The organism is Halorarum salinum (assembly GCF_013402875.1).
Classification (GTDB): domain Archaea; phylum Halobacteriota; class Halobacteria; order Halobacteriales; family Haloferacaceae; genus Halorarum; species Halorarum salinum.
The window spans coordinates 214,585-233,682 of record NZ_CP058579.1 but is presented as its reverse complement, the minus strand read 5'-3'; the positions used below and the strand labels follow the sequence as shown (position 1 = coordinate 233,682).

Genomic DNA, 19,098 nt, shown 5'->3' with positions numbered 1-19,098 from the left:
GCGGCCGGCGACGGTCCGACGGTTACCGGTGCTCGTGGTCGTGCCCGTGCTCGTGGTCGTGCCCGTGCTCGCCACCCCGGTGGAACCCGCCGGCGAACGCTCGCTGGACGACCTCGGGGAGCGCCGGGTGGATGTGGACCGACTCCCTGAGGTCCCGGACGGTCCCGGACCCGGCCTTCATCGCCACGACGACCTCCTGGATCAGCGCCGAGGCGTCCGGGCCGACGATGTGACAGCCGAGGATCGACCCCTCGGGGTCGACCAGGGGCTTCACGAACCCCTCGGCCTTCATCGCGTTCCCGCGGGCGGTGTCCTCGTAGCGGTACGTGGAGACACCGTACTCGCGGTCCGCCGCGCGGAGTTCCCCCTCGGTCACGCCCACGCCCGCGACCTCGGGGGAGGCGAAGACGGCGAACGGCATCGCGGCGTAGTCGACCGGCTGCATCCGGTCCCCGAATACGTTCCGCGCGACGGCGCGGGCCTCGTGGTTGGCGCTGTGTTTCAGCAGGTACTCGCCGACGACGTCGCCGAGCGCCCAGACCCCCTCGGCGGTCGTCCGGAGGTACTCGTCGGTCTCGACGAACCCGCGCTCGTCGGTCTCGACGCCGGCGGCCGCGACGTTCAGCACGTCCGTGTTCGGCACGCGCCCGGCGGCCAGCAGCAGTTCGTCGCCCGAGACGGCGATGGGATCGGCCTCGCCGTCCGCGGTCGCGTTCTGCCCGCCTCCCTCGCCGTCGTTGCCGTAGGTGAACGGCCGCGCCTCGACTGTCACGGTCCCGCCGGACTCGGACGCGGCGGTCGCCTCGTAGCCCGTGTGCACGTCGAACCGCTCCGCGTACCGGTCGGTGAACGCCCGGGCGACCTCCTCGTCGGCGTCGGGCAGCAGGGCCGGCCTGCGTCCCACGATCGTCACCTCGCTCCCGAACGTGCCGAAGAAGTGGGCGAGCTCCGCGGCGACGTAGCCGCCGCCGACGATCAGGAGGCGGTCCGGCGGCTCCGTCAACCGGAGCGCCTCGGTGCTCGTGAGGTAGTCGACGTCCTCGAGGCCGTCGATGGCCGGGACGGCGGGGCGAGTTCCGGCCGCGACGAGCACCGTCTCCGCCCGGATGCGGGCGCCGTCGTCCTCGCCGCCCGCGATCTCGAGCGTGCGCTCGTCGACGAAGCGCCCCTCGCCCGCGTACAGCCTGTGCCGCTCGGAGGACTCGAGCCCGCGCCGGATCGACTCGGCGTCCTCGTGGACCTCGTCGTTCACCTCGCGGACGATCTCCTCGAACGAGACGCCCCTGACCTCGGCGTCGACGCCGAACTCGCCGGCGCGCTCGACCGTCTCGAGGACGTCGGCGTGGTACAGCAGCATCTTCGAGGGGATGCAGCCCCGGTTGAGGCAGGTGCCGCCGAGGGGCCCCTTCTCGACGACGGCGACGGACCGTCCGCGCTCGGCCGCCACGTTCGCCACGTCGAGTCCGGACCCCGAGCCCACGACCAGGAAGTCGAACTCCTCCATGCCACCGCCTACCAGGCCGTGGACGATGAATGCGGGCCCGGCAGGGGAAACGTGAACAAAGTGGCGGAAACGCGAACCCGAAGGGAGCGTACCCCGGTGGTGGAAGGGGGGGACGGGACCAAGCCGTAACCACCCGGACGCCGTCCGGACACCGACCGGACGATGACCTTACCGACGGCACGACCGTGTGTGGTCGTATGGCGGACGAGTACGAGTGTGACCTGTGCGGCGCGACGTTCGACGACGAGGAGGACCTTCACGAGCACAACCGGGAGGAACACGAAGCCGAAATGGACTGAGGGGAACCGCCGGGGCACTCACTCGTCGGGGACGAGACAGTGGGCGTGGCCGGGCGTCTCGACGGCCGGTTCGTCGCCGCCGCGCCCCCCCGAGAGCACCGCCCGTTCCGCGTAGAAGATCCGCCCGTCGTGCGGGACCGCCTCGCTGGTGACGTGCCCGTTGTTCGCGACGCGCCAGCGAACCGCGCCCGACTCCTTGTCCAGCGCGTACAGGTGCGAGTCGTACGAGCCGACCAGGACCGACCCGGCGGTGACCGTCAGCGAGCCGATGACGTGGCCGCCGACGTCGCGTGCCCACAGCTCCTCGCCGGTGTCGGCCGCGAGCGCGTGCACGTAGTGGTCGTCGCCCCCGACGTAGACGACGCCGGCGTCGGGGTCGATCCCGGGGTTCGACATGATCACGTCGTCGGTCTCGAAGCGCCACTCCTCGGTCCCGTCCTCGAGGGCGAGCCGGTAGAGGTTGCCGTCCCAGGAGCCGACGAACGCGCTCCCGTCGTACAGCGGCGTCGTCCCCTTGACGTGGTGGCCGGTCTGGAACTCCCAGGCGAATTCCATCGAGGGGAACTCCCAGCAGTAGACGACCCCGTCGTTCGACCCGGTGACCAGCCGCTCGGAGACCGGGTCGATCGCCGTCGACGGGTGGGGCATGCCCAGGGGGCGGTCGTCGCTCCACATCGGCTCGCCGGTCTCGGCGTCGATCGCCCACATCGTCCCGGCGGCCGGGTTGCTGTACTCCGCGACGACGTAGAGCACGCCGTCCCAGTAGGCGGGGCTCGACCCGATGGCGATCGAGCCGTCGAGCGCCCACCGGCCCGTGCGCCACACCTGCTCGCCCGTCCCCACGTCGAACGCGTAGAGGTCGCCGTCGTAGCCGCCGACGTACGCGACGTCGTCGACGACCGTCGGCGTGGCGTGGATGCCCATCGAGGTCGCGCCCGTCTCGGCCGTCCAGCGGTGCTCGCCCGCCGGAGTCACCGCGTGGACGCGACCCGTGTCGGCCGGAATCAGGACGGTCCCGCCGTCGGGCGTCGGGCGGGGGCTCGCCTTGGCCGCCGTGTGGTCGTCGTAGTTGACCGGGAGCCGCCAGTTCACCGTCACCGAGTCGGGGACGACCGCGTCGGGGTAGTAGCCGAGCCGACGGAGGCCACGGCGGAACGTCGTCACGCCGTCGTCGTCGGGATACGTCTCGTCGTACGGAAGGGTCGGAGGGTCGAAGTCCGCCTGGGACCGGTCGTACCCGGTCGGGCGCTTCAGGAGGGCGGTACAGCCGGCGAGGCCGACTGCCGCGCCGACGCCCGCGCGCCGGAGGAACCGTCGCCTGCCCGTCCCTCGAGCGCGCGGCCGCCGGGCGTCGCTCGTGTCGTCCATGCGAGTTGCGATGGGTTGGGACGGGGGGTACATATGTCTCCCCGTTGGAACGGCGCGGTTCGGGGACTGCCGCCGCCGCGCCCCCGACGCGCCGGTCAGGGGTCAGCCGGTCGCACGCGGACCTCGAGGACGCCGTTGTTGAACCAGACTCTGGTGGCTTCCGGCGACTGCCAGGGGAGGGAGACGCGCTCGAGGACGGTCCCGTTCTTGCCGATCACGAGGTCGTTCGTCTTCGGGTCGATGCCGATGGAGAGGTCGTCCTTGCTCGTTCCCGGAACGTCGGCGGTGACGACGAACTCGTCGTCGTCGAAGCGGGCGTCGAACAGGCACCCGTCCGAACCGGCCTTCCGGACCCGCCTCGTTCGTCTACGCCGTGGACCGTTCCCGCTTCGCCGCCGATCGACGTCCCCTCGCTGCGTGTCGCTTTCGCTCTCGTCGACGGTGGCCCGGTCTACCGGGTCCTCCGCCGGAGGCGGCGATTCGCTCACGTCCACCCCGATCAGGCCACCGAGTAGACCCGATAACGGGCGCAGTCCGGCCTCCAGACGGAATCCGCGCGATGGGGCTTCGGGTTCCTCCGTTTCCGAGTCGTTCCGTTCGTTCGCGTCGTCGTCGCTCATGGGTGTGGACCGCCGGATCCGTCGCTGTCGATCCGCGGTCCTTGTTACCATCTAACTCCCCCAACCGGTTAAACTGTCGTTTCGCCCGCGGTTCGAGATCGGGCCGAGCGAGACGGGTCCCCCGCGACGAGGCTCGCTCCCGCCGATCGTCACCGGACTCCCCCGTCCCCCGCGTCAGACGCACGGAAGACGACGAGTCGGAAGACTCCTCCCCGTGGTTCCCCCAGCCACTTCCACCGTAATGAACAAGCGAGGACACATCGTCAACGCGGTCCTGCTGGGCTTCGGCACCGGGTTCCTGCTCGAACCCACGATCTCGCTCGCCGGGGCCCGGAGCGCGTTCGTGGTCGGCGTGCCCGTCGTCCTCGGCGCGCTGGTCCCCGACATCGACACCGAGTTCGGCACCCACCGGAAGACGCTCCACAACCTCCCGGTGCTCGTGCTGTTCGTCGCGTTCCCGCACTTCACCGGGAACCTGCAGTACGTCTGGCTCGGCATCGCCACCCACTACGCGCTCGACCTGCTGGGCAACGTCCGCGGGATGGCCGTGTTCTACCCGTACCCGAAGCTGTACGACATCCCCGTCGGCGTCCCGGTGACGAGCAAGTGGGCCGACGTCGTCACGCTGCTGGTCACCGCGTTCGAACTGGCCGTCGTCGCGGCGCTCGTGGAGGTCGGCCGCGAGGCGCTGCTGGAGGGTCCGACGCTCGCGGCGGCGCTCGGGTCGCTGCCGGTGTAGGTGCTCGGCCGAGCCCTCCGTCCGCACCCAGCCCGTCTCCCGCCGGCGAGGAGGCGGTATCCGGGGCGGCCGACCACCGGCGCGAGGAGGCGGTCACCACCTCGTCGCTTTCGGTGGCCTATATAGCCATCACGTGGGGTCGGGTCGGCGGGGGAACGGACACGTCTCTCACGGAGGGGGGAGTACCACTATTATAAACGAGTTTACCATTAGCTACCGCCCGTTCACCCGATGGTCGAGGACCAAGCGGCCACGTCCGACCTGGCATCGCGGCGGAAATTCCTGCTCGCTTCCGGGACGATCGGCGTCACGGCGCTCGCCGGCTGTACCGAGGGGAGCGGCGGAAGCGGCGGCGGCAACGGAGGCGGAAACGGCGGCGGCAACGGAGGCGGAAACGGCGGCGGCAACGGAGGCGGAAACGGCGGCGATGACCTCTCGGGCGAGGTCGTCAATTCGGGGAGCAGCACGGTCTTCCCGGTGACGGACGCGATGGCCGAGCAGTTCATGGAGGAACACCCCGACGTGAACGTCACGGTCGACTCGACGGGGAGCGGCGGCGGCTTCGAGAACCACTTCTGTCCCGGTGACGCCGACATCAACGGCGCGTCGCGCCCGATCAAGGACGAGGAAGTCGAACACTGTCAGGGCAACGGCGTCGAACCGGTCGAGTTCCACATCGCCAGCGACGCGCTCACGATGGCCGTCAACAACGACGCCGACTGGGTCGACAGCATGACCTTCGACGAGATGTCCCAGATCTGGCGCGAAGACGGCGCGGAACTGTGGTCGGACGTCCGCGACGAGTGGCCCGACGAACCGTTCGAACTGTACGGCCCCGCGTCCACATCGGGCACCTACGACTGGTTCAACGAGAACGTCATCGGCGAGGACCACAACCACACCGCCCAGCACGAACCCACCGAGGAAGACAACCTGATCGTCCAGGGGATCCAGGACTCCGAGTACGCGATGGGCTACTTCGGGTACGCCTACTACAACGAGAACTCCGACGCCGTCAAGGCCGTAAGCGTCGCGGCGGAGGAAGGCGACGAACCCGGCGCACCGAGCCTCGCGGCCGCCAAGGACGGCTCGTATCCGATGGCCCGGCCGCTGTTCATCTACGGTAGCGAATCGTCGATCCGGAACGAGGAACAGGTCTACGAGTTCCTCAGCTTCTACCTCGAGAACGCCGAGACTGACATGGTCCAGGAGATAGGCTACGTCCCCTCCAGCGTCGACATGCGCGACGAGAACCTCGCCACGCTCGAGGACGTCGCGGGTAACTAACCGGGTCTGCCTGTTGCAGGGATATTCCCACGGTTACATCGTCCATTCATGAGCAACGAAACGAACCGCCTGCAACTGTCCGGCGGCCAGCAGCGCCGTGCGGCGCGTGAACGGCTCTACCGCTGGGTGTTGTTCCTCTGTGCCTCGCTGACGGTGGTCGTCACCCTGGGCATCGTCCTCGCGCTCACGGTCGACGCCGTCGCGTTCTTCGGCATGGTCGACCCGGTGTCGTTCTTCACCGGGACCACGTGGATCACCGACCGCGGCCAGTTCGGCGTGTTGCCGCTGGTGACCGGAACGCTGCTCGTGACGGCCGGCGCGGCCGTCGTCGCCATCCCGGTCGGCGTCGCGGCGGCGGTCTACCTGAGCGAGTACGCGAGCCGACGGGCCCGATCGGTGCTCAAGCCGGGGCTGGAGATCCTCGCGGGCATCCCGACGGTCGTGTACGGCTACCTCGCGCTCGTCTACCTGACCCCGTTCCTCCGGACGCTCGGGTTCGACCTGGGCACGTTCAACGTGGCGAGCGCGGCGATCATGGTCGGCATCATGATCATCCCGATGGTGTCGAGCCTCAGCGAGGACGCGATGAGCGCGGTGCCGGACGCCCTGCGGCAGGCCGGCTACGCGCTGGGCGCGACGAAGTACGAGGTGTCGACCGGCGTGGTCGTCCCGGCGGCGGTGTCGGGCATCTTCGCCTCGTTCATCCTCGCGCTCTCGCGGGCCATCGGCGAGACGATGATCGTCGTCATGGCGATGGGGCTTCGGCCGCGGCTGTTCGACCTCACCGACCCGCTCTCGAGCCTCTCGGAGTCGGGACAGACCATGACCTCCGCGATGGTGCAGGCGGTGACCAGCGACGTCTCCGCGGCCTCGCCGACGTACAGGAGCATGTTCGCGCTCGGCCTGACGCTGTTCGCCATCACGTTCCTCATGAACTACCTCAGCAACCTGATCTCGGCGCGGTATCGCGAGGAGTACCGATGACCGGCCTCCCGGGTGCCCCGGTTCCGGCGACCGATCCCCGGACGCGCCCCGCCGACGGGGGGAGCCGCTGATGGCGACCGAGCGCTCCCGGGGCGGTCGCCACGACTCGGCCCCCGCGACGGAGTCGGTGAGCCGCCTCCGCGGTCGGCTGTTCGAGGGCGTCACGCTCGGCGCGACCGTGTTCGGCCTCGCGGCGGTCGCGTTCCTGCTGGCGTACGTGTTCAACGACGCGCTCCGGCCGCTGAGCGCCGACCCCCGCTGGCACGCCGTCTTCCTCTCCACGACGATCGCGCCGTCGCTCGCGCTCGCCTGGTACTACTACGACCGCGACCCCGCCGCGGGGGAGGTCGCGTACGCGACCCTCGGCGTCCCCGTCGTCGGCCTGCTGGTCGGCGGGTGGCTCGCCGTCCTGTTCGTCGAGGTGGTCACCCCGGCCGAGTGGTTCGCGGCGCTCGCGGGCCTCTCCGTCGGCGCCGGCGCGGTCCTCGCCCACCGGCGCCTCCGCCCCGGGGCCGCCCTCGAACGGCTGGCCGTTCTCGGCGTCGGACCGGCCGCAGGCGTCGTCGGCGCGACGGCGGTGATGCGGTCGCTCCCGGTCGTGCCGGTCGGCTGGATGCTGCTCGTCGCGTCGGTGACTGCTCCCGCGGCGCTCGCGTTCGGCCGGGTCGTCGCCCGGCGACGCGACGACGGCCGCGGCGTCGAGGAGACGCTCCTCGCCTCGGTTCTCGTCGCGTCGATCGGTGCGGTGCTCTCTCCCATCGTCGGCCTGACGGCGGGGAACTGGGTTCTGCTTGCGACGGCGACCCTGCTCCCGACCGGCGCCTACCTGGAGGGGGTCCTCCGGCGGGGGGAGGGGCTCTCCGGGCTCGCCTTCCCCGTCGTCGTCGTGGGGGGCGCCGCCCTCGGGGCGGTCGTCGTCCGGTCGCTCGGGTTCGCTGGGCCGGAGCCGTGGCTCGACTGGGGCTTCCTCACGAGCCCCACCTCGCGGACCCCCGCCGACGCGGGCATCTATCCGCCCCTGGTCGGCTCCGTGCTGATGCTCGTCGTCATCGTCGTCTCCGCATTCCCCGTGGGGGTGGGGGCGGCGATCTACCTCGAGGAGTACGCGCCGGCGTCCGGCCGGGCCGGGCGGTTCGTCGACCTCGTCGAGATCAACATCGGAAACCTCGCGGGCGTCCCCTCCGTGGTGTACGGCCTGCTCGGGCTCGCGTTGTTCATCCGGGGGGTCGGCCTGGAGTCGGGCATCGTCGTCGTCGGCGGGCTCACGGTGGGGCTGCTCGTGCTCCCCATCGTCGTCATCTCCGCGCAGGAGGCGATCCGCGCGGTACCCGAGTCGAGGCGGGCGGCCTCCTACGGGATGGGGGCGACGAAGTGGCAGACGACCCGGAACGTCGTGCTCCCGGAGGCGCTCCCGGGGATCCTCACCGGAACGATCCTCGCGCTCGGGCGGGCGATCGGGGAGACGGCTCCGCTCCTGATGATCGGCGCCGCCTCGAGCGTCCGGCTCGCGCCGTCCGGATTCTTCGCGAAGTTCAGCGCGATGCCGCGCCAGCTCTTCGCGTGGTCCTCCGAGATCAAGCCCGAGTTCCGGTTCGGCGTGCTGGCGGCCGGCGTGGTGACGCTGCTCGTCGTGCTGCTCGTGATGAACGGGACCGCGATCCTCGTCCGGAACAGGTACCAGCGGAGTCGATAACCATGTCCGAGAACACATCGAACCTCGCGGAGGAACGGACGGCCGGCCCGACCGCCGGGCCGGTCGGGACCGGCGACGACGAACCGATCGGGGCGTCCATCGAGGTCCCGGACCCCGGGGAGGGACCCGGGTCCGGGGCGTCCCGGACCGCGATCGCCGCGCGCGGCCTCACCGTCTCTTACGGCGACGAGGTGGCGCTCCGGCCGGTCGACGTCGACGTCCCCGAGCGGCGGGTGACGGCGATCATCGGCCCGTCGGGCTGCGGGAAGTCGACGTTTCTGCGGTGTATCAACCGGATGAACGACCGCGTCGACTCCTGTCGCGTCGAGGGGGAACTCCTGTTCGAGGGGAAGGACGTGTACGACGACGACGTCGACCCGGTGGCGCTGCGGCGGCGCATCGGGATGGTGTTCCAGCAACCCAACCCGTTCCCCAAGAGCATCTACGACAACGTCGCCTACGGGCTTCGCGTCCAGGGTCGAACCGACGACCTGGACGAACGCGTCGAGCGCGCCCTGCGGCGCTCGGCGCTCTGGGACGAGGTGAGCCACCGCCTCGACGAGTCGGGACTGGAGCTCTCGGGCGGCCAGCAACAGCGGCTCTGTATCGCCCGCGCCATCGCACCGGACCCGGACGTGCTGTTGATGGACGAACCGGCGAGCGCGCTGGACCCTGTGGCGACCTCGAAGGTCGAGGACCTCATCGCGGACCTGGCCGAGGAGTACACGGTCGTCGTCGTCACGCACAACATGCAGCAGGCGGCGCGCATCTCGGACGAGACGGCGGTGTTTCTCACCGGCGGGGAACTCGTCGAGTTCGGCGACACCGCGACCGTGTTCGGGAACCCCGAGTCCGACCGCGTCGAGGACTACATCACCGGCAAGTTCGGATGACCGGACGCGGCATCGGTACACGCGCGAGTCACACCGACGTCCGGGACGCGGTCGGGACGACCCCGACGCCCGCCGACTGACGATGGAGACGAGAAAGGTCCAGACGGTCGGCAGCGGGACCTTCACCGTCTCGCTCCCCAAGGAGTGGGCGACCGCGCAGGACGTCGCGGCCGGAACGGTCGTCAACGTGGACACGACCATCGACGGCGTGCTCCGGATCGAGGCCCGCGACCCGCCCGCGGGCGCGCTCGAGCGGGCGACCGTCGGGATCGGCGACGCCGAGCCGACGCGCCTCGAACGGACCGTGCGGGCCGCCTACGCGGCGGGGGTCGAGGAGCTCCGGCTCGTCGCCGACGGGGAGGTCACCGACGGCCAGCGACGGGTCCTGCGCGGGGTGACGCGGTCGCTCGTCGGCGTCACCGTCGAGGAGGGGGTGGACGGCCGGGCGACGGTCCGGACGCTGCTCGACGCGGACGAGGTGTCGATCGTCCAGTCGCTCCGCCAGCTCCGGCTCGTCGCGCTGGCGATGCACCGCGAGGCGACCGGGGCCCTGATCGACGGGACCGCGGCCGGCGGCGTCCCCGACCGGGACGACGATGCCGACCGCCTGTTCGGGCTGATCGACCGGCACTTCGGCCGGGGGCTCTCCAAGCTCGACGAGTGTGACGCCCTCGGGTTGACCCGGCCGGAACTTTTCGAACTGTGGCTCGCGGCGCGCGAACTGGAGCGGGTCGCCGACCGCGCGGAACGCGTCGCTGGGGCGGCCGAGGACGTCGCGGGGGCGGTCCCGGACGACGCCGTCCCCGACGTCCGCCTTCTCGCCCGGACCGCGCGGGGGATCGTCGCGGACGGGGTTGACGCCGTCACGGGTGACGCGCCCCCGGCCGCCGCTCGTCGCGCGCTGGACGCCCGCGACCGGGTTCGCGCCCGCGCCGCGGCGCTCGACCGGCGGCTGTTCGAGGACCCGGACGCGGAGTACGGGCTGGCTCGCGCCGTCGAACACCTCCGGCGGACGGCCGAACACGGCGGCGACGTCGCGGAGCTCGCGCTGCGTGCGGCGATTCGGCGCGACGAGTTCCCGTGACGACACGCTCCGAACGGGACCGCGGTGGGGATCCGTCGCCGGGCGACGGTCGTGACCCGCGGTGAACGGTCGCCGACCCGAGCGCCGACGAGCCCGCAGTTCCCCCGCCTCCGGGTCGCGCTCGATAGCGCTCCGAAGGCGTACTGACCCGAACGAAAACATATCTACATGGGGATAATTATCGGAGTCATTCACGAGACGATCGGGAGAATAACGATGTGCTGGGCGATTATAGGCGGAATCGTGGTGAGCGAAAAATGACAAGTAGAAGTAAAAAGATGCGGGGATGTGGTCGATGACGCCGACCGCGAGCCGGATGGAGGGGGCAGTCGTCCTCGGGCTGGACGGGGTTCCCTGGCCGCTGCTCGAACGCTGGATCGGGTTCGGCGGCCTCCCCTCGTTCGAACGGCTGTTCGAGGAGGGTTCCGCGGGCCCGATCGGGAGCACGACGCCGGCGTCGACGCCGCTCGCGTGGCCGTCGATCACCACCGGAACGTGGCCCGACAAGCACGGGCGGTCCCCCAGCCATTCGTCGACATGGCGGCGCTCCAAGTCCCCGGGAAGCAAGCGCTCTACGACGTGGAGTACGGGGAGACGGCGGCCTTCGTCCACGGTGACGGCTGCCTCTACGTGAACGACCGGAAGCGGTTCGACGACGGGACCGTCGAGCCGACGGACGTGCCCGGACTGAAACGTGAACTCGCGGGGCTCCTCTCGAACGTCGAGGACCCCGAGACCGGCGCGGCCGTTCTGGAAGCGTTCGACGGCGACGAGGTGCAGACGCCGCTGACCGACGACGTGTTCACCGACGCCGAGACGAAGGCCGCCGGTCACCGAAGTGAGGGAATCCTGCTCGCACACGGGCCGGACATCGGGGCCGGATGCGGGCCGAGCGATGCGACGGTCGTCGACGTGGTGCCGACCGTGCTTCACCTCCGTGGTGAGCCGGTTCCCGCGGCCGCCGACGGGCGCGTCCTCTCGGAACTCGTTGCGGCCGACTCCCCGGCGGCCGACGCGCCGGTACAGCCGAGGACGCGGGAGCGAGGACGCCGTCGCCGGGAACGACGCGGTCGAACGGCGCCTTCGGGGGCTCGGCTACGTCGAGTGATCGGTGCGAGTCGCCGGGGCATTCAAGCGGTCCGGAGCCGGCCGGCGGACGAAGCCGTCGGCCATCCCGCCCTCGCGACCGTCGTCGAACTCCGGGAGCGGATCGACCTGCTCGGCCCGGAACTCGACCCGCTTCGCCCGGGACTCGACCGCGAACTCCGTCGCCGTCGGTGATCGCACCCCACGCCGTCGGCGTCGACGCGTTCGCCCGATCGGGCGCGCCCGGCCCCCGGACCGGGGCACGTACTTATATATAATGGCCCCGCATGGTGTCAATTCATACCACGGGTGAACGAATGACGCCACCACCGAACGACACCGACGGATACGACGAAACGGTACGGGAGGAACTGGCGGAGGCGGAGGAGGCCCGCACGGGCCCGCGGATCGAGTTCCACGGGGGGCGGCTGGTCAGCGGGTTCCCCATCGCCTTCTTCATCGTCTGGGCGATCGTCCAGAGCGGACTGCTCCGCATCGGGGACGAGACCGGTCTCGTCGCGGGGATGCTGATCGGGCTCATCCTCGGGATGCTGTTCGTGAAGGGTAACTGGCGGGCGTACGCCAACACCATCTTCGAGGGGATGACCCAGCGCGTGGCCGCGACCGCGGTCGTGGCCTGGCTCTGGGCGGGCATGTTCGCCAGCACCATCCAGGCGGGCGGCTTCGTCGACGGCCTCGTGTGGGCCGCGAACGCGGCCGACGTCGGGGCGACGCTGTTCCCGGCGATCACGTTCCTGCTCGCCGGGTTGCTCGCGACCGGCATCGGGACCGGCTACGGGACGACCGTCGCGTTCTCGACGCTCGTGTTCCCCGCCGGCCTCCTGCTGGGCGCGAACCCGGTGCTCATGTTCGGCGCCATCCTGTCGGGCGCGGTGTTCGGCGACAACCTCGCGCCGGTGAGCGACACGACCATCGTGAGCGCCGTCACCCAGGACTCGGACATCGGCGGCGTCGTCGCCTCCCGGTTCAAGTACGCGATCGTCGCGGCGCTCTTCGCGGTGGTCACGTACGTGTTCGCCGCGGGCGCGATGTCGGGCGTGAACATCACCGGCGTCGACGCGGAACAGATCATCGCGCAGGCCCAGCCGATCGGGCTGGTCCACCTGCTCTCGATGGGGATCGTCATCGCGACCGCCGTGATGGGCCGGCACATCATCGAGGCCATCTCGTGGGGGCTCATCGTGGCGTTCCTGTTGAACGTCGTGCTGGGGCTCGCGCCGGTCAGCGACATGGTCGTGTTCAACGCGCCCCGGGATCTCGGGATCGCCCAGTCGCTCTCGGTTCTGCCGTTCGTCGAACTCGTCGACAGCGCGGAGACGAGCGTCGGCGGCAGCATCTACTCGGGCGCCGAGGGGTTCTTCCCGCTCATCGTGCTGGTGCTGCTCATCGTCGCGGCCGCCCAGGTGATGATCCGCGGCGGCGGCTTCGAGGCGCTCCAGAACTGGCTGCTCGAGCGCGTGGCGACCAACGTCCGGCGCGCCGAGACCACGATGGTGCTCGGCACGGCGATGGTCAACGCGATGATCACCATCAACACCGCGGCCGAGATCGCCATCGCGCCCTACATCGCGCGCATCGGCGAGCGGTTCAACATCAACGGCTACCGCCGCGCGAACATCCTCGACGCCAACACCTCGGCGCTTGGCTACATCTTCCCGTGGTCCGGCGGGGTGCTCGTGGGCTATGCGGTCATCCGAACGCTGCCGAACCAGTACGACTGGTTCACCCAGTCGATGGTCGTCAACCCGGTCGACGTCTGGCCGTTCGTCTTCCACGGCTGGTTCCTGGTCGGGGTGTTCCTGCTCGCGGCCTGGACCGGCTTCGGGCGCGAGTACATCAGCGACCGCGAGACCGAGGAGGTGGCCCGCGTATGAGCCTCTTCGGGAAGTACCTGAAGGGCTGGCAGTTCCGGAGCGCCAACCCCTCCTTCGAGGTGGGTCAGGAACTCACGGCGATGATCACCGGGACGGACGGCGACACCCCCGTTGCCCGCGTCGGCGACACGATCCTCCGCGTCCCGGACGCGCCCCGGACGGCGGTGGACAAGCGGGTGCGACTCAGGGTGACGGAGTTCGACGGGAACGAACACGAGGGGACGGCCGAACTGGTCGAGGTCGTCGGCGAGACGACGTTCTGAGTCGCCCGATCGAGTCGGGTCCATCCCCTTCCGGTCCGAACGCCCGTCGGACGGACCGCCAGCGTCGACGTCCACGAACGGCCGGCTCGACGCGCGCCCCGGAACCGTCGAAATGACGGCTCTGAACACTGTATCCGAACCGGACAGGATCGGACGAACCAGTCGGTTCGTCTTCGTGGAACCGGCTCCGGGGGAGACGTCCGGGAGCGACCGTCGGCGGTCGATCGGGTCTCGAATTCGAACCGCTCGGTGGCGGCGTGTCGCCCCCGAACGCCGGCCGCCCACGGATCCGGCTGGCCCGTTTTCGAAGGCTAGATCGGCCGAGCCGAGCGTTCGTTCCCCTGTCGAGCCGTGTGACCGCCGGCTCGCCGCAGCCCCCGACCGTCCGTTTACCCGACGCGTGAGTCTCGAACCGGGAACCGCCTCGAACTGGACCGGAACCACGGACAGGGGAACCTCGACCGGTACCGTAGTGCTGATTACATCTTCGGGGATCGACCGGTCGGATTACGTGACCCGGAAAGGGTCGTTCGTCGCCGGATCGCGGCCCGCCGGAGGGCGGACTCCGTGGCCGGTCCGTTCCCCGTCGGAGGCCGCTCCGGGGTCGGACGGCGGCAGGTGTCCGCGAGGTGTTCTTACAACGCTACATATGTAATCGTACGATCATCCGGCGTCGGCCGTCCGGCGGGGGCGGGACGCCCTCCCCGCTCCGGCCGAAGCGACTCCCGAACACGACGTGTGTAGCCGCCGCGTCGTCGAGCGGGCCCGGCTTCGCGGTCGACGGAGGGGATTCGACCCGACCATCACTACGTCCGTCGTGGCCGTCGGTCACGCCACCGGGGGATGCAATACACGTAGTGCGGCCCTCCGCGCCGTGCCGCCTCGCTCGGGTGTGCCGGGGTCGGACCGCGACGGGTACCCGCGGACGGCGCGGGTTTAACGCGGTTCTAAGCGGCACGCGCCGCCCGGCCGGGCGACGGGCGGTCCGTCAGTCCCCTCCGTCGGTCCTGAGTTGCTGCAGTCGCTCGCAGTTCCCGCACGGGCAGCGGCCGCGGGCCTTCGCCTCCCGGCGCCTGACGACCTCCAGCCTGTCGGCCTTCGTGTAGTTCCCGCTGCCACAGCACACCTCCCCGTCGCGCAGCTCGTGGTAGGCGTACGAGTTGCCGTTCGAGCGCGGGAAGATGCCGACGCGGTCGTCGTCGTCCCGCTCGTCCCGCTCGGCGCGCTCGCGTCGCGTCTCGCGGTTCGTCTCCCGCGTGCCCGCCGACGGGCACCGGTGGCTGTCGAGGTTCACCACGTGGGTCCCGCAGCTCTCGCACCTGGTGAATGCCTCGCACTCCTCGACGAGTCGTCGCAGGTCGGCGGCGTCGGACCCCCCTCGGCTCGACATGAGGCGGGCTCAGCGGAGGAACGGTCGAACGTCGAACCCGCCGTCGTCCGTCGACGTCCCGTTCGCCGTCCCGTTCCCCGAGGAGCCGTCGCCGGAGGGGACGGTCCCGTCCCTGGAGATGGTCCCCGCGGTCAGTTCCTCGAACGTCCCCGTCACGTTGTACGCCGGGGTCTCGACCCGTACGGTGGCGTCCGCGTTCACGTCGACGAACTTCGTCCGGAGCTCGTAGCTCCCGTCGGCCTGGATGGGGGTCGCCTCCCGCTGGTCCGAGCCCTCGTGGTAGGCCCACGCGAACTCCCCTTCGTGTCGCTGCGGGACCTTCCCGTTGATGACGCGCACGGGCGGGACGCGGCCGATGTCCTCGCCGGCGAGCGGGTAGTCGTTCTCGCGCCAGGCGTCGAACCCCTCGTCCAGCGCGTACACCTCCTGGTACCCCCGGTTCAGCAGCGAGGCCGCGCGGAGCGACGACAGGTGGTGCGGGCACGCACAGTAGGTGACGATGCGGTCCCCCTCGGGCCACTCGAGCACGGGGTCGTCCGGCAGGTCGATGCCGTCGCCGGCCGGGCTCAGGACCGAGCCGAACACGTGCGAGACCTCGAACTCGCTCTCGCTGCGCGTGTCGACGAACCGGGCCTCGCCGCGGACGTACCAGTAGTAGGCGACGTCCGTGGGGACCAGTTTGATCGTCTGGCCGCCGCGCTCAAGCGTCTCGAAGCTGTCCGTGTCGACGTTCCGCTCCTCCGGGACGGACTCGAACTCGGGCGGGTAGCCGTCCTTCGGGTTCGGGTCCTCCGGCAGGTCGTCGCCGTTGCGCGGGCCGACGTACTCGCCGTCCTCGGTGCCGGTGGCGGTCGGGGATCCGGTCCCCTCGGTGGGCGTCCCGCCGTCCTCGGTGCTCCCCGAACCGTTACCGTCGCTGGAACACCCCGCGAGGGCGAACACCGCGCTCGCACCCGCCGCGTGGATGAACCGTCTGCGAGTCGAACTTTCGTCCTTCATTCCGTCTCGGTGTACCCTCCACCGGCTGTTTATTATACTGCGAATAAGCGACGGGTCGGGACGACGGACCAATAGTGGGTGATTCGTGCGTGCGTGCGAGCCGCCGGGCCGGCCGGCCGGCCCGGGGCACCGGCCCCCCGAACGGGGCCGCCGGTGAGGGCGCCTCACGTCCCCGCCACGGCTCGACGAGGCCGATCACTGGGCCCCCGGCGACCCGCGCTTTCGGACCGTTTCGGCGGCCGAAACGGTTTATCGCCCGTATAGTAAGGCCGCCCCCCTCCGGTTGGGGGAGCATGTTCGGAACGAGCGGCATCCGCGGCGAGGTCGGCGAGGAAGTGACGGCGGACGTCGCGCTCTCGGTCGGCCGGGCGCTGGCCTCCGAGGGGTACGATCGGGTCGTCGTCGGACGGGACACCCGCGAGAGCGGGACGATGCTCGCGGACGCGCTCTCCGCGGGCGTCCGGGAGTGTGGCGCCGACGTCGTCCGCCTCGGCACGGCCGCCACGCCGACGGTCGCGCGGAGCGTCGGGTGGCTGGACGCCGACGCCGGCGTCGCCGTGACCGCCTCGCACAACCCGCCCGCGGACAACGGCCTGAAACTGTGGACGCCGTCGGGACGGGCCTTCGACGGCCAGCAGCGCGACGAGATCGCCCGCCGGGTCCACCAGGGGGCGTACGCGCTCGCGTCCGCCGGGGAGGTCGGGTCCGAGAGCGAGTGGGAGGGCGGGACCGGGCGCCACGTCGCCGCGCTCCGGGAGGCGACCGGGTCGCTCGACGGCCTCCACGCGGTCGTCGACGTCGGCAACGGCGCCGGCCGCCTGACCGCGACGGCGCTCGACGAACTCGGCTGCTCGGTGACGACGCTCCACGCCGAACCGGACGGCTCGTTCCCCGGGCGCCCGAGCGAGCCGACCGCCGAGACCTGCACGAAGCTCTGCCGGCTCGTCGAGCACACGGACGCCCACTTCGGGGTCGCCCACGACGGCGACGCCGACCGGACGATGGCCGTGACCGGGGAGGGGGAGTTCGTCCCCGGCGACCTGCTGCTCGCGCTGTTCGGCCGCGCGTGCGCCGGTGCGGGCGAACGCGTCGCCGCGCCGCTCAACACGAGCCTCGCGGTCGACGACGCGCTCGCCGACGTGGGCGCGTCGGTGGTCAGGACGAAGGTCGGCGACACGTACGTGGCCGAGCGCGTCGCCGACGACGACGTCGCCTTCGGGGGCGAGCCCTCGGGCGCCTGGATCTGGCCGGGGGAGACGCGCTGTCCCGACGGGCCGCTGGCCGCCTGCCGCCTCGCGGAACTCGTCCGCGACCACGGCCCGCTGGGGGCGCAACTCGACGGCATCGGCGGCTACGTGACCCGCCGCGAGAGCCGCGAGGCGGAGGCCAAGTCGGAGGTCGTGCGCCGGGTGCACCGCGAGGCGGTGGCGACGTACGACACGGTCGACGTGAGCGACGGGGTCCGCGTGGACGTCGACGACGGCTGGTTCCTCGTCCGCGCGAGCGGCACCCAGCCGCTCGTCCGCGTCACCGCGGAAGCCGAGGACGCCGGGCGTGCCGACGAACTGTTCGAGGCCGCGTCGGAACTCGTCGCGGACGCTCGGGCCGGGGAGTCGAGCGGCCCCGAACCGGAGGCGGCCGCGGTCGGGGACCGGTCCGACGACTAGGCCGACTCGACGGGCGCCGGTCGACCGAAGCCCCCGGCGGAGGCGACGAACGGACCTTATCGGCTCAATAATAAACCCCTCGGGGCGGGTAGCCGCTTCCAATGCAAGCAGTCGTTCTGGCCGCGGGCCGCGGGACGCGGATGCGACCGCTGACCGAATCGCTTCCCAAGCCGATGCTCCCGGTCGCCGACCGGCCGCTCGTCGCGCACGTCGCCGACGCGGCCGTCGCGGCCGGCGCGGACGAACTCGTCCTCGTCGTCGGCTACGAGGCGGACCTGGTCAGGGACTACTTCCGCTCCACGTACGAGGGCGTCCCGGTGCGCTACGCCGTCCAGGAGGAACAGGACGGCACCGCCGACGCCGTCCGCGCGGCCGCCCCCCACCTCGACGGCGAGTTCGCGGTGCTCAACGGCGACAACCTCTGTGACCCCGCCGGCGTCCGGACGCTGTTCGAGGCCGGCCCGAGCGTCGCCACGGTCCACCGGGAGGACCCCACCTCGTACGGCGTGCTGGCCACCGACGGCGGGTCGGTGTCGAACATCGTCGAGAAGCCCGCCGACCCCCCGAGCACCCTGGTGAACGCCGGCGCGTACGTCTTCCCGGCGGCCGCGACCGACTGGCTCGACGTGCCGCCGAGCGAGCGGGACGAGCGCGAGTTGACGGACGTCCTCGCGCGCAGCATCGACTCCGTGGACGTGACGCCGGTGGAACTGGACGGCTGGCTCGACGTCGGGCGCCCGTGGGAACTGCTCGAGGCGAACGAGTGGCAGCTGGGCGACCTCGAACGGCGCGTCGAGGGGACGGTGAGCGAGGACGCGACGCTCCACGGCGACGTCGTGGTCGAACCCGGCGCGCGGGTCGACGACGGCGTCGTGATCGAGGGGCCCGCGCTGATCCGTTCGGGCGCGAGCGTCGGGCCGAACGCCTACGTCCGCGGGGCGACGCTCGTCGGGAAGGACGTCTCGGTCGGCCACGCGGTCGAGGTGAAAAACAGCGTGCTCATGGCGGGCGCGAACGTGAACCACCTCTCGTACGTGGGCGACAGCGTGCTCGGGCGGGACGTCAACGTCGGCGCCGGCACGAACGTGGCGAACCTCCGGCACGACGACCGCCCGGTCGAACTGACGGTGAAGGGCGAGCGGGTCTCGACCGGCCGCCGGAAGTTCGGCGCCGTCCTCGGCCCCGGGGCGAGCACGGGCATCAACACCAGTCTCGATCCGGGAGTGACGCTCTCGGCCGGCGCGACGACCCTTCCCGGGGAACGTGTGGACCGTGACAGATAACGTGGGGGACCGGACTCGCACGATGCCGACGGGCGGACGGGGCG

18 protein-coding genes are annotated in these 19,098 nt (G+C 71.0%); 13 read left to right on the top strand and 5 right to left on the bottom strand.

All coding sequences use genetic code 11. The features are described from left to right. Nucleotides 1–22: 22 nt before the first annotated feature. On the bottom strand, nt 23–1,504 hold the full coding sequence (locus tag HUG12_RS01085; protein WP_179267004.1) for a dihydrolipoyl dehydrogenase: 1,482 nt from the start codon (nt 1,502–1,504) through the stop codon (nt 23–25). A gap of 197 nt (nt 1,505–1,701) precedes the next feature. Between HUG12_RS01085 and HUG12_RS22150 the strand changes: the two genes are divergently transcribed. Further along, nucleotides 1,702–1,803: a C2H2-type zinc finger protein gene (locus HUG12_RS22150; protein ID WP_449405259.1), complete on the top strand. Its 102-nt coding sequence runs from the start codon at nt 1,702–1,704 to the stop codon at nt 1,801–1,803. 18 nt (nt 1,804–1,821) lie between these two features. Here the strand turns inward: HUG12_RS22150 and HUG12_RS01080 are convergent, their stop codons facing one another. Then, on the bottom strand, nt 1,822–3,171 hold the full coding sequence (locus HUG12_RS01080; protein WP_218836381.1) for an outer membrane protein assembly factor BamB family protein: 1,350 nt from the start codon (nt 3,169–3,171) through the stop codon (nt 1,822–1,824). Between the two features lie 95 nt (nt 3,172–3,266). Next, a complete protein-coding gene (locus HUG12_RS21580; RefSeq protein ID WP_246308116.1) occupies nt 3,267–3,659 on the bottom strand; it encodes an Hsp20/alpha crystallin family protein in 393 nt (130 codons plus the stop codon). A 373-nt stretch (nt 3,660–4,032) separates the two neighbouring features. On the opposite strand from HUG12_RS21580, the gene HUG12_RS01070 reads away from it, so the two are divergent. From HUG12_RS01070 to HUG12_RS01025, 10 genes are all read left to right on the top strand, one after another. After that, the gene (locus tag HUG12_RS01070) at nt 4,033–4,530 is read left to right on the top strand and encodes a metal-dependent hydrolase (RefSeq protein ID WP_179267002.1); all 498 of its coding nucleotides are present in this window, start codon (nt 4,033–4,035) and stop codon (nt 4,528–4,530) included. Nucleotides 4,531–4,761: 231 nt separating this feature from the next. Then, complete coding sequence (locus HUG12_RS01065; protein WP_179267001.1) at nt 4,762–5,817, top strand: PstS family phosphate ABC transporter substrate-binding protein; 1,056 nt, start codon at nt 4,762–4,764, stop codon at nt 5,815–5,817. A gap of 48 nt (nt 5,818–5,865) precedes the next feature. Continuing rightward, nucleotides 5,866–6,801, top strand: a complete 936-nt coding sequence (gene pstC, locus HUG12_RS01060) for a phosphate ABC transporter permease subunit PstC (RefSeq protein ID WP_179267000.1) — start codon at nt 5,866–5,868, stop codon at nt 6,799–6,801. Nucleotides 6,802–6,871: 70 nt separating this feature from the next. Continuing rightward, the gene (gene pstA, locus HUG12_RS01055; RefSeq protein WP_179266999.1) at nt 6,872–8,494 is read left to right on the top strand and encodes a phosphate ABC transporter permease PstA; all 1,623 of its coding nucleotides are present in this window, start codon (nt 6,872–6,874) and stop codon (nt 8,492–8,494) included. Beyond that, nucleotides 8,491–9,387, top strand: a complete 897-nt coding sequence (gene pstB, locus HUG12_RS01050) for a phosphate ABC transporter ATP-binding protein PstB (RefSeq protein ID WP_345777013.1) — start codon at nt 8,491–8,493, stop codon at nt 9,385–9,387. Before pstA ends, pstB begins: the two co-directional genes overlap by 4 nt. An 82-nt stretch (nt 9,388–9,469) precedes the next feature. Further along, complete coding sequence (locus HUG12_RS01045; RefSeq protein WP_179266997.1) at nt 9,470–10,471, top strand: phosphate signaling complex PhoU family protein; 1,002 nt, start codon at nt 9,470–9,472, stop codon at nt 10,469–10,471. Between the two features lie 286 nt (nt 10,472–10,757). Next, nucleotides 10,758–11,105: an alkaline phosphatase family protein gene (locus HUG12_RS21575; protein ID WP_321169649.1), complete on the top strand. Its 348-nt coding sequence runs from the start codon at nt 10,758–10,760 to the stop codon at nt 11,103–11,105. Continuing rightward, nucleotides 11,009–11,752 (top strand): hypothetical protein, encoded by a 744-nt coding sequence (locus HUG12_RS01040; RefSeq protein WP_246308115.1) that lies wholly within the window; start codon nt 11,009–11,011, stop codon nt 11,750–11,752. The genes HUG12_RS21575 and HUG12_RS01040 overlap by 97 nt, the downstream gene beginning before the upstream one ends. Before the next feature lie 122 nt (nt 11,753–11,874). Further along, on the top strand, nt 11,875–13,452 hold the full coding sequence (locus HUG12_RS01030) for a Na+/H+ antiporter NhaC family protein (RefSeq protein WP_179266995.1): 1,578 nt from the start codon (nt 11,875–11,877) through the stop codon (nt 13,450–13,452). Beyond that, nucleotides 13,449–13,715 carry a DUF7513 family protein gene (locus tag HUG12_RS01025; protein WP_179266994.1) on the top strand — a complete coding sequence of 89 codons (267 nt, stop codon included), beginning with the start codon at nt 13,449–13,451 and terminating at the stop codon, nt 13,713–13,715. Before HUG12_RS01030 ends, HUG12_RS01025 begins: the two co-directional genes overlap by 4 nt. Before the next feature lie 988 nt (nt 13,716–14,703). On the opposite strand, the gene HUG12_RS01020 is transcribed toward HUG12_RS01025, so the two are convergent. Both HUG12_RS01020 and HUG12_RS01015 read right to left on the bottom strand, forming a co-directional pair. Then, entirely contained in the window at nt 14,704–15,105 is a 402-nt protein-coding gene (locus HUG12_RS01020) for a hypothetical protein (protein WP_179266993.1), read from the bottom strand. A 9-nt stretch (nt 15,106–15,114) separates the two neighbouring features. Further along, complete coding sequence (locus tag HUG12_RS01015; protein WP_179266992.1) at nt 15,115–16,104, bottom strand: rhodanese-like domain-containing protein; 990 nt, start codon at nt 16,102–16,104, stop codon at nt 15,115–15,117. A gap of 293 nt (nt 16,105–16,397) precedes the next feature. Between HUG12_RS01015 and glmM the strand changes: the two genes are divergently transcribed. Together glmM and glmU are read left to right on the top strand one after the other, a co-directional pair. Next, complete coding sequence (gene glmM / locus HUG12_RS01010) at nt 16,398–17,771, top strand: phosphoglucosamine mutase (RefSeq protein WP_179266991.1); 1,374 nt, start codon at nt 16,398–16,400, stop codon at nt 17,769–17,771. Nucleotides 17,772–17,872: 101 nt separating this feature from the next. Continuing rightward, the gene (glmU, locus tag HUG12_RS01005; protein WP_179266990.1) at nt 17,873–19,054 is read left to right on the top strand and encodes a bifunctional sugar-1-phosphate nucleotidylyltransferase/acetyltransferase; all 1,182 of its coding nucleotides are present in this window, start codon (nt 17,873–17,875) and stop codon (nt 19,052–19,054) included. The last annotated feature ends 44 nt before the right edge of the window (nt 19,055–19,098 follow it).

Excerpts from the sequence above, each read along its gene's own strand:
- pstA (WP_179266999.1), top strand. The coding sequence starts at position 6,872 with ATGGCGACCGAGCGCTCCCGGGGCGGTCGCCACGACTCGGCCCCCGCG.
- HUG12_RS01080 (WP_218836381.1), bottom strand. The coding sequence starts at position 3,171 with ATGGACGACACGAGCGACGCCCGGCGGCCGCGCGCTCGAGGGACGGGC.
- HUG12_RS01015 (WP_179266992.1), bottom strand. The coding sequence starts at position 16,104 with ATGAAGGACGAAAGTTCGACTCGCAGACGGTTCATCCACGCGGCGGGT.
- pstC (WP_179267000.1), top strand. The coding sequence starts at position 5,866 with ATGAGCAACGAAACGAACCGCCTGCAACTGTCCGGCGGCCAGCAGCGC.
- HUG12_RS21575 (WP_321169649.1), top strand. The coding sequence starts at position 10,758 with ATGTGGTCGATGACGCCGACCGCGAGCCGGATGGAGGGGGCAGTCGTC.
- HUG12_RS01045 (WP_179266997.1), top strand. The coding sequence starts at position 9,470 with ATGGAGACGAGAAAGGTCCAGACGGTCGGCAGCGGGACCTTCACCGTC.
- HUG12_RS01085 (WP_179267004.1), bottom strand. The coding sequence starts at position 1,504 with ATGGAGGAGTTCGACTTCCTGGTCGTGGGCTCGGGGTCCGGACTCGAC.
- HUG12_RS01070 (WP_179267002.1), top strand. The coding sequence starts at position 4,033 with ATGAACAAGCGAGGACACATCGTCAACGCGGTCCTGCTGGGCTTCGGC.
- HUG12_RS01030 (WP_179266995.1), top strand. The coding sequence starts at position 11,875 with ATGACGCCACCACCGAACGACACCGACGGATACGACGAAACGGTACGG.
- HUG12_RS22150 (WP_449405259.1), top strand. The coding sequence starts at position 1,702 with ATGGCGGACGAGTACGAGTGTGACCTGTGCGGCGCGACGTTCGACGAC.
- HUG12_RS01025 (WP_179266994.1), top strand. The coding sequence starts at position 13,449 with ATGAGCCTCTTCGGGAAGTACCTGAAGGGCTGGCAGTTCCGGAGCGCC.
- HUG12_RS01020 (WP_179266993.1), bottom strand. The coding sequence starts at position 15,105 with ATGTCGAGCCGAGGGGGGTCCGACGCCGCCGACCTGCGACGACTCGTC.
- glmM (WP_179266991.1), top strand. The coding sequence starts at position 16,398 with ATGTTCGGAACGAGCGGCATCCGCGGCGAGGTCGGCGAGGAAGTGACG.
- glmU (WP_179266990.1), top strand. The coding sequence starts at position 17,873 with ATGCAAGCAGTCGTTCTGGCCGCGGGCCGCGGGACGCGGATGCGACCG.
- HUG12_RS01065 (WP_179267001.1), top strand. The coding sequence starts at position 4,762 with ATGGTCGAGGACCAAGCGGCCACGTCCGACCTGGCATCGCGGCGGAAA.
- HUG12_RS01040 (WP_246308115.1), top strand. The coding sequence starts at position 11,009 with ATGGCGGCGCTCCAAGTCCCCGGGAAGCAAGCGCTCTACGACGTGGAG.